1 protein-coding gene is annotated in these 434 nt (G+C 47.7%); it reads left to right on the top strand.

Annotated elements, in window-relative coordinates:
- Window positions 1–434 (top strand): amino acid permease (locus RVS70_RS22565; protein ID WP_321134972.1); only part of this gene is annotated, 434 nt, incomplete at both ends.

The following is a 434-nucleotide window of genomic DNA, read 5'->3' as shown; positions in this document are numbered from 1 at the left end:
GATCATGTTAGGGTCCGTTCCGATCGGCGTTCCCATCATCGCTTTGACTGGCGCGCATTACGTCAGTTACGTCACAGAGGCGGCGGATTGGCAGATTACATCGATTGCTGGTTGCATGCTGGCTATCTCTATTTTGCTTCATATGAGAGGGATTCAACTATCCGCAAACATCAGTACACTCGTTATATGTGTCATCGTATTTCTGCTTGTCACTTCTATTGCTGTGTCATTGCCACACGTCACGATAGCACAATTCAAGCCGTTTCTTCCACATGGCTGGTCTGCCGCGGGATCTGTTTCAGTTATGATTTTTTTCTCCTTTGTAGGCTGGGAAATGATTACCCCGTTGGCTGAGGAATTTCATCGCCCTGAAAAAGATGTCCCGCTTAGCTTGTTTTTGGCAGCGTCTTGTGTGGCAGGGCTGTATATCATGC

It is taken from the genome of Virgibacillus sp. M23 (genome assembly GCF_034190895.1).
Taxonomy (GTDB): domain Bacteria; phylum Bacillota; class Bacilli; order Bacillales; family Amphibacillaceae; genus Virgibacillus; species Virgibacillus salarius.
This window is presented reverse-complemented; position numbering and strand designations above follow the sequence as displayed.